The organism is Streptomyces sp. NPDC002306 (assembly GCF_053593435.1).
On sequence record NZ_JBSFCK010000136.1, the window covers coordinates 1 to 1,772 of the forward strand.

2 protein-coding genes and 1 pseudogene are annotated in these 1,772 nt (G+C 67.2%); 2 read left to right on the top strand and 1 reads right to left on the bottom strand.

The window, feature by feature from the left end; translation table 11 throughout:
- Positions 1–185: 185 nt before the first annotated feature.
- Complete coding sequence (locus tag ACWCQK_RS42420; protein ID WP_451164598.1) at positions 186–413, bottom strand: hypothetical protein; 228 nt, start codon at positions 411–413, stop codon at positions 186–188.
- Positions 414–763: 350 nt separating this feature from the next.
- Here ACWCQK_RS42420 and ACWCQK_RS42425 point away from each other — a divergent pair, with 350 nt between their 5' ends.
- Complete coding sequence (locus ACWCQK_RS42425) at positions 764–1,171, top strand: hypothetical protein (protein ID WP_451164600.1); 408 nt, start codon at positions 764–766, stop codon at positions 1,169–1,171.
- A 518-nt stretch (positions 1,172–1,689) separates the two neighbouring features.
- Positions 1,690–1,772: pseudogene (locus ACWCQK_RS42430) on the top strand (ScbR family autoregulator-binding transcription factor); the annotation flags it as partial.

Below are 1,772 nucleotides of genomic sequence, written 5' to 3' on the forward strand. Positions count from 1 at the left end.
AGCCAGTCCGGCGCCCCCAAGGCCAAGGTCGAGATCGCCGCCTCCGGCATCATCGACGCAGCCTGACCCACACCCCCGCGACGGCGCCGCCCCCTCCCCGGGACCGGCGCCGTCGCCATGTCACATCACGCGGCGACGGACGACATCCGCCTGCCTTGGGCCAGGCATGGCCTCACGGGGCAAGGTCAGTCTTCCTGCGCCTCTTCCCAGCGGAAGGATGCGAGGGCCGACCCTCGCTCCTGGTGCGATGTCTGCGCCTCGGGATCGTCGTCCCGCCGTCGACGTGCCAGATGTCCGATGCCGACGATCGCACCGAGCAGCAGCCCGAGCAGGCAGGCCAGGCCCACGGCGAGGCCGGCGAGGCCCAGCAGGCCGTAGCCCGTCAGGGTCGCCAGGATGTCCATCAGGTTCATGCATCCACATGCCAGCATGACGACACCATCCCCGCTGAGGGCGCGAGCGGGAGGCTGCGTAGCCGATCAGTGCTGCGGTAGTGCCCGTATCGCAATACGGATGCCTGGCCGGCCGACTGTATCGATCGCATGTTCGAGTATCTGTGCGACGACCAGACGGTGCTGGTGGCCGAAGAGGCGTCTCCTGTGGCGCGATCCGTAAAGCCGGCCGGAGTCCCTGGGTGCGAGACTGATCGTGGCGACCCTCGGCGTGGGCTCCCATCGCTGGTCAGAGGACAATGTCAGGTATGAGAGATCTGCCTGAAGACGACTGGCCGCACGGTGCGCGCCCCATACCCCACGGTGACGGCGTGGCAGCCGCTGCCGAGGCGGGTGACCTGAGCGATCCGCGCAATCCGATGTCGACCGCGTTCGCGTTCTACAACTCTGTGACGGCCGACGGCGGACCCGACGTGGCCGCGCTGCGACTGCTGTGCACTCCGGAGTCCTGGGGCGGCTGGGGGGATTTCTCCGCGATCGTGGGGATGATCGGCGATTGCGGTCTCGCCGCGCGCGCGGATGCTCCGAGCACGGGGGAACGCGGTGTGCGCTACGCCAAGGTCGTAGCGCTGCCGGAGCCTGGCCAGGCGGTGCATGCGGAGGGGGATGTGCTGGTGAACGCGTGGATCATCACGATGCAGTGGCGGCCGGCGGACGGCTATTGGCGCGTGCACGGCTTCGGCGACTACATCCTTCCGGAGAACCTTCCGCCGGTCTGACGGCAAGAGGCGCGCGGATGCGCAGAGCGCCTTTCGTAGGTGCGGGTCGAGCTTTTCTGCTGGAGCGTCAGCAAGGTCATGGACCTCTCCCCGTTGAAGGGGCTCCCGGCGCGGAGGGGGCCCGGGCCGCACAAAGTACGTACCAACCGGTTTTCTTTGTGCCGCAATTCCGTGCAGCCCATGGCATCGATCGCAGGGGCGGGGGTGGTGTGGGGACTGTCCGGTTGCCCCCTGCGGAGGCGCGGCCTCCGGGTGTAACAGGCGGTGCGCTGGGCGTATGTGGACTCCCGGCCGGGCGTCTGTGGCTCGCCTTGGGTGGTGCGGTCTGGAAGCAGTAAGAAACCGGTGTACTGGTTTTATGTGTACTCCGCCGCCACCTTCGGGTGGCCTGTATTCGACGTTCCGTTATCTACGTGCCGTTTTGCCTAGAGGTGCACCCTCGCCACCTGGAGTGACCGCCAGTATGATACGAACCTTACGGTTTGCTTTTGCGGGCATGCTCGGTACGGAGGTGTGTGATGGCGCGGCAGGAACGAGCCATTCGGACGCGGCAGAAGATCCTTGCGGCGGCGGCCGAGGTGTTCGACGAGGTCGGGTACGA

What these genes read in the sequence shown, in the direction of transcription:
- ACWCQK_RS42420 (WP_451164598.1), bottom strand. Translation starts at nt 413, where the DNA reads ATGAACCTGATGGACATCCTGGCGACCCTGACGGGCTACGGCCTGCTG.